5 protein-coding genes are annotated in these 7,117 nt (G+C 48.3%); all 5 read left to right on the forward strand.

The genetic code is table 11. The features are described 5' to 3' along the window. Positions 1-239: 239 nt before the first annotated feature. On the forward strand, positions 240-1,937 hold the full coding sequence (locus NK638_RS11250) for an AMP-binding protein (RefSeq protein ID WP_274633088.1): 1,698 nt from the start codon (positions 240-242) through the stop codon (positions 1,935-1,937). Between the two features lie 179 nt (positions 1,938-2,116). Continuing rightward, positions 2,117-2,893 carry an SDR family NAD(P)-dependent oxidoreductase gene (locus NK638_RS11255; RefSeq protein ID WP_274633089.1) on the forward strand — a complete coding sequence of 259 codons (777 nt, stop codon included), beginning with the start codon at positions 2,117-2,119 and terminating at the stop codon, positions 2,891-2,893. A gap of 99 nt (positions 2,894-2,992) precedes the next feature. After that, positions 2,993-3,562, forward strand: coding sequence for a L,D-transpeptidase family protein (locus NK638_RS11260; protein WP_274633090.1), 570 nt, complete (start codon positions 2,993-2,995; stop codon positions 3,560-3,562). A gap of 303 nt (positions 3,563-3,865) precedes the next feature. Next, on the forward strand, positions 3,866-6,463 hold the full coding sequence (clpB, locus tag NK638_RS11265; protein WP_274633091.1) for an ATP-dependent chaperone ClpB: 2,598 nt from the start codon (positions 3,866-3,868) through the stop codon (positions 6,461-6,463). A gap of 229 nt (positions 6,464-6,692) precedes the next feature. Next, on the forward strand, positions 6,693-7,117 hold a 425-nt coding region (locus tag NK638_RS11270), incomplete at its 3' end, for a PQQ-dependent sugar dehydrogenase (RefSeq protein WP_274633092.1).

Here is a 7,117-nt window from a genome sequence, read left to right on the forward strand (position 1 = left end):
CTAACTATAGAAATAATAATACCAGCAGAAAAAATAATATAAAAATGATACGTTGTGTATTGAAATAATAAGTAAAATGCGTTACTAATAGCGTATAGACAATAAAAACCGCCCATAGGATAGGGCGGTTTTACAAGTGAGACAGTGGTGTTTTGATTCATGAGCATTTTTATCCATGATGTCATGTGCCGCTGTTGTCACTTGTCATCAATGACCTGCAAGTGCTAAAGGATTGGCTTATGACTACCTCATCGACCCCCACGACAACTCACACCGATACGCGCCCACACTACCGCGATTATTATCAAAACTTCAATATCAATAACTTATTGACCGAAATATATGGCGAGCATCTGGACGACCAGCGAAATGCTTACATGGCCTGCTGTGGGCGCCATGTGCGTGATGGGCGGGGTGAGCATATTGCACTCGTACACGAAGATACAGCAGGCAACGTCACGCGCCTAAGCTTCGCTGAGCTTGATAAGGCCAGTGGTCACGTTGCCAACTTGCTCCAGTCATATGGTGTGCAAGCTGGCGATCAAGTGGCGACCATGCTGCCGCGCACACCTGAACTGCTGACTATTGTATTGGCGACATGGCGTATTGGTGCCGTGTATCAGCCGTTATTTACCGCTTTTGGCTATGATTCGATCAAATACCGTATGGATAAAGCCAATACCAAAGTGGTATTTACCAACCTTGAGAACCGCGGCAAGTTTGAGGATTTGGCTGAGCAAACCAAAATGGTCTTGGTGGGCGGCAATGATAGCCAGCAGGACCATGGCTGGGGTGACGATCGTTATGAGGAAGTGGTAGCAGCGCAGCCATCTACGGCGGCGCCTGTGCTCTTGGATACAGATGCGCCATTTTTGCAGATGTTTACCTCTGGGACCGTCGGTAAATCTAAGGGCGTCAGCGTTCCTCTCAGCGCGCTCTCGGCTTTTTATCTATATGTGCGTTATGCCATCGATTTGCGCGCCGATGATAATTACTGGAATATGGCTGATCCTGGCTGGGCCTATGGGTTGTATTATGCCATTACAGGGCCGTTGCTGATGGGCATCACCACCCATTTTAATGAGTCAGGATTTGATGCAGAAAACACGCGCGACTTTATGGCGCGTCATAAGATTACCAATTTGGCCTCCTCGCCCACTGCCTTTCGTATGATGAAATCCAGCGGCGTGTTTGAGCGGGCGCATGATGATAGCGATGCCGCGCTATCCCTACGCTGCGCCAATTCGGCAGGCGAGACCTTAAATACCGAGGTCGTCAATTGGGTGGAGACTTATCTAAACTGCAAAGTCTGTGACCAATATGGACAAACTGAGACGGGAATGACGTGCTGCGAGCACCATGCTTTGACCCATGAGTGTCCTGTCGGCTCAATGGGTATGGCGCTTCCAGGGCATACCCTCGTCGTGTTGGATGATGACATGAATGTCTTGCCTGATGGTGAGCAAGGCCAGCTGGCGGTGGTGGTCAGTCAGTCGCCCGCGTTTTATTTCCGTGGTTATAGCTGGAATGAAAAAGACGCCTTTGTCGGTGATTACTACTTAACAGGCGATGTGGTCGAACGTCATAGTGACGGTAGCTATTGGTTCTCAGGGCGTGATGATGACATCATCATCACCGCAGGCTACCGTGTGGGGCCGACTGATGTCGAAAACACCGTGCTGGAGCATGATGCGGTGGCAGAGTCGGCGGCCGTCGGCGTACCTGATGAAGTGCGCGGTCATACCATCAAGTCGTATGTGGTGCTAAAGGACGGCATCGAAGGCTCAGATGAGCTGGCCAAAGAAATACAAGACCTGGTACGCAAGCGTCTATCGACACACGCCTATCCGCGTGACGTTGAGTTTGTGGCAGCATTGCCCAAGACCCCAAGTGGCAAGATTCAGCGCTTTTTGCTGCGCAGTTTGTCTGCGGCATAAGCCAAGAAAAACGCGACGATATCAAGACGCGGCCATATTAAGGGCGACTGTACGTCAGTCGCCGCCTTATTGGCCATGTTAGCGTAAGATGAGCAATGCATCATGCATTGTCTCAAATATTTTTCCGTACACTATAAAGACTACATGCAAAGAATACTAGACAAATAAAAGGAAGGATTATGCAAATTGAACAACACAGCTTTTTGGTAACGGGCGGTGCATCAGGCCTTGGAGAAGCCGTGGTACGGGCGATCGTCGCTCAAGGCGGCAAAGTGGTCATCGCTGATTTAAATGAATCGGCAGGACAAGCGCTGACTGATGAGCTGGGCGCAAATAGCCGTTTTGTACGCTGTGATATCACCAGCGGCGAGGATGTGCAAGTAGCAGTAGACATAGCCGAACGAGCCTTTGGCGGTCTGCAAGGCTCTATCAACTGTGCGGGCATTGCGGTGGTACAAAAGCTGCTCGATCGTGAAAACCAACCTGCCGATCTAGAGGCGTTTAGCCGCGGGGTTCAGATCAATCTCGTGGGGTCTTTTAACGTCGCACGTTTGGTAGCGGCTAGCATCGCTAAGCGTGTAGCAGCTGGCGCTTACGCATCAAACGCAGACAACGGTATTATCATCAATACCGCCTCTATCGCCGCCTTTGACGGACAAGTTGGGCAGGCCAGCTATTCATCATCAAAAGCTGGGGTGGTCGGGCTGACCTTACCGCTTGCACGCGAGCTGTCGCGCCACGGCATCAGAGTCATGACGATAGCGCCTGGTGTGTTTGCCACACCGATGATGGACACCATTCCCGAAAAGGCGCGCGAACAGTTAGAAGCAGGTGTGCCGTATCCTAAGCGTTTGGGTGCTCCAAACGAGTTTGCCAAATTGGTTACTCATATCATTGATAACGCCTACCTAAACGGCGAAGTGATTCGCCTTGATGGCGCGATTCGTATGGTGTAATCGCGCTTTTAGCGTATTCATACTTTTTGCACATATTTGACACAAATTTTTGTTATTTTATAAAAGCTCATTACTGGTGGATTATAAAAGGCAAAGACTGTGTCATTTTTTCGTTTATACCCCAAAAAAATCATCCTGCTGTCCTTGGCGATGCTTATTTTGCTCGGCGTTGGCCTGACAGGCTACAAAACGCTCGCTGCAGCAAATCACTTTGACAAAGGCCATCAAACTGACCTTGCAAATATCAAGATTGATAAAGTCTATGTCGATAAGTCCGAGCGGGTATTAAAGCTATTAAGTGGCGATCGAGTAATCAAAACTTATCACATTGCTTTAGGGGATAGCCCAGTGGGACATAAGCGCCAAGAAGGCGATGAGCGCACACCGACAGGGAGTTATGTTCTTGATTATAAAAATGAAAACTCTAGCTACTATCGCTCCATCCACGTCAGTTATCCTAACGCCGCTGATAAAGCCCAAGCCAAAAAACGCGGGGTCAGTGCGGGCGGTGATATTATGATTCATGGACAAAAAAACGGCCTTGGTTATCTGGCGGCTATTACGCAGCAGCGTGATTGGACGGATGGCTGTATCGCGGTGACTAATGATGAGATGGATGAGATTATGAGCGTATACAAAGCAGGAATGCCGATTGAAATTGTAGAATAGCTTAGCGTTTTTTATCGTCTCATAAGCCAGTTATAGCGTTTATTCTGGATAAAGCAAGCGCTTTTTTATAGGCGATAAACTCTTATTTAGGTACTTATTTTTCTTTAAAAATTCTTGAAATAGCATTGATAAACACTTATTAATAAACTAGTCTTTATATCATTGCTAATAGTAAGGTTTTTTATTGTTTTTCGCTTGAAATGACTGTTACTATACCTTATATAGATAGCAACCAAAGGCAAACGGGCTAACCTAATACTTATAAAAGCCTGTTGCCATGATAAATTATCAAAGGATAACAATATGAGATTTGAGAAATTCACCCAAAAGTTGCAATCTGCAATACAAGAAGCGCAAAGCTTAGCGTTAGGACGTGATCACACAGGCATAGACCCTGTGCATCTGCTTGCCGTACTGCTACAAGATGAGTCAAACATCGCGATCTGTCAGCAGGCAGGCGCATCCATTCCGGCGCTAAAAAATGGCGTGGCCAAAGCGCTCGATAATCAAGCAACTATTAGCGAGCCGACAGGTGATGTCAATCTAAACCCAAACTCAGTGAAGATTTTGAACTTAGCGGATCGCCAAGCACAAAAAGAAGGCGATGATTTCATTGCCACTGAATGGGTGCTATTGGCACTTGCTGAACAAGGCGAGACCAAAAAAATCTTTGAAAACGCAGGCGTGACAGCCAGTCAGCTAAAGGCTGTGATCGAAAAATTACGTGGAGACGAAACGGTGGACAATCAAAATGCCGAAGATCAGCGTGATGCGCTAAACAAATATACTATCAACTTAACTGAGCAGGCTGAGCTGGGTAAGCTAGACCCTGTCATTGGCCGTGACGAAGAGATTCGCCGTACCATTCAGGTGCTCTCGCGCCGCACCAAAAATAATCCTGTGCTCATTGGTGAGCCAGGTGTCGGTAAAACTGCCATTGTTGAAGGTTTGGCGCAAAAAATCATCAATGGCGATGTGCCAGAAGGGCTTCGTAATAAAGAAGTATTGTCGTTAGACTTAGGCGCGCTTATTGCGGGGGCAAAATTCCGTGGTGAGTTTGAAGAGCGTCTCAAAGGGGTGCTAAGTGACTTGGCCAAGCAAGAGGGTAATGTCATTTTGTTTATCGATGAGCTGCATACCATGGTCGGCGCGGGTAAGTCAGAGGGCGCGATGGATGCAGGCAATATGCTAAAGCCTGCACTGGCGCGCGGTGAGCTACACTGTGTGGGCGCAACGACGCTAGATGAGTACCGCCAATATATCGAAAAAGATGCTGCGCTTGAGCGCCGCTTCCAAAAAGTATTGGTTGATGAGCCAACGGTTGAAGACACCATTGCGATTTTGCGTGGTCTAAAAGAGCGTTATGAGCTGCATCACGGTGTCGATATTCAAGACAGCGCGATTATTGCCGCAGCGCGCATGAGCCATCGTTATATTACCGATCGCAAATTGCCAGATAAGGCGATTGATTTAATCGATGAAGCGGCAAGTCGCCTACGTATGGAGATGGACAGCAAACCTGAAGCACTCGGTAAGCTCGATAGCCGTTTGATTCAGCTAAAAATGCAGCGCGAAGTACTCAAAAACGAAGAAGATGCCGGCGCACAAGCAGAGCTTAAAGTGCTTGATAGCCAAATCGAAGAGCTAGAAAAAGAGTACGCCGATCTCAATGAAGTCTGGCAAGCGGAAAAAGCGCTGGTCAAAGGCTCTCAGCAGCTAAAAGACGAGCTGGACAAAGCGCGTATCGCTTATGACAAAGCCAGCCGCGAAGGTGACTACGAGACCATGAGTAAGCTGCAGTACGAGACGATTCCACAGCTTGAGCGCCGTATCACAGAGTCTGATTTGGCCGAGCAAAAAGAGCAGGCAGGTGATAATGGCGGTGCCAAACTGCTGCGTAATAAAGTCACGGACAACGAGATCGCAGAGGTGGTGGCAGCCGCGACGGGAATTCCTGTCAGCAAAATGCTGCAAGGCGAGCGTGACAAGATGCTGGCGATGGAAGACAAGCTGCATGAGCGCGTCATCGGTCAAGATGAAGCAGTCGAAGCAGTCGCCAACGCTGTGCGCCGTAGCCGAGCTGGGTTGTCTGATCCCAACCGCCCATCGGGCTCGTTCTTATTCTTAGGGCCTACGGGGGTTGGTAAAACTGAGCTGACCAAATCATTGGCCAACTTCTTGTTTGATAGTGAGGATGCTATCATCCGTATCGACATGAGTGAGTATATGGAGAAACACAGCGTCAGCCGCTTAGTGGGCGCGCCTCCAGGCTATGTCGGTTATGAAGAAGGCGGCACCTTGACCGAAGCGGTACGCCGTAAGCCTTATAGCGTGATATTGTTTGATGAGGTCGAAAAAGCGCATCCTGATGTGTTTAATATCTTGCTACAAGTGTTAGACGATGGACGTTTGACCGACTCACAAGGCCGCGTGGTCGACTTCAAAAACACGGTGATTGTGATGACCAGTAACTTAGGCTCTCACAAAATCCAAGAGATGGTCGGCGAGAGCTATGAAGACATCAAGTCTGAGGTGATGGATTCGGTCGGACAGCATTTCCGCCCAGAGTTTATCAACCGTATCGATGAGATTGTGGTCTTCCATCCGCTTGGCATGTCGCAGATGGCTGGTATTGCTGACATTCAGTTGCAGCGTCTACGTCAGCGTCTCCAAGAGCGTGAGATGGATATCGAGCTGTCAGCCGATGCTATGAACAAACTAGTCGCTGTTGGTTACGATCCTGTGTATGGCGCGCGTCCACTAAAACGTGCGATCCAGCAAGAGATCGAAAACCCGCTCTCATTAAAGCTATTGGCTGGTGACTTTGTCGCAGGTGATATCATCAAGGTCGATGTCGATGCAGATGATCAGCTGACTTTTAATAAGCTTAGAATGAGCTAAATCAAGCGTTTGTTTTTCATTGAGTTAGTTTAGCGGTCTCTGCTAGCTAATGAAAAATCCAAACCCCTTATCTGCCTATTTTTATATGGTCAGGTAAGGGGTTTTTTTGTGTCAACATTTTTTACCGTTTACACACCTTGATTGTGGTATAAATAATGATAAAGCACATAAAAAGACGGCAAGATTAGGGAGGTAAATCAGGATGACTATTATTAAAAAAAGAATAAAAATGCCGTTGCTACTATCGCTCGTGGTAGCGTCACTGCTATTTAGTGCCTCTGCATGCTCCAATCCTGCAGCCGTCAATACCGACGCCGATCTGACAGAATACAAAGAAGGCCAAGCCGCAGCGCGCGATTTGGCGGCCAATACCGAAAGACCTATCTTTGATACAAAAGCGCTCGCCATCTTTGATGAGCCTTGGGCAATGACGGCGCTACCAACGGCGGATAATGAGCCCCCCAAGCTCTTGGTGACTCAAAAGACCGGCGAGCTGTTTGTCGTTGATACTGCCACGGGTAGCAAGACAGCCGTAGCGGGTATACCGGCAGTGGCTTATGGCGGACAGGGCGGTCTGGGTGACGTCATCCTAGCGCCTGATTTTTCTACCTCTAAGCAGATATATCTCAGTTATGCTGAGGCAGGTACAGGCGG

It is taken from the genome of Psychrobacter sp. A3, from assembly GCF_028823565.1.
Taxonomy (GTDB): domain Bacteria; phylum Pseudomonadota; class Gammaproteobacteria; order Pseudomonadales; family Moraxellaceae; genus Psychrobacter; species Psychrobacter celer.

Coding starts and splice junctions, on each gene's coding strand:
- NK638_RS11255 (WP_274633089.1), top strand. CDS start 2,117: ATGCAAATTGAACAACACAGCTTTTTGGTAACGGGCGGTGCATCAGGC.
- clpB (WP_274633091.1), top strand. CDS start 3,866: ATGAGATTTGAGAAATTCACCCAAAAGTTGCAATCTGCAATACAAGAA.
- NK638_RS11250 (WP_274633088.1), top strand. CDS start 240: ATGACTACCTCATCGACCCCCACGACAACTCACACCGATACGCGCCCA.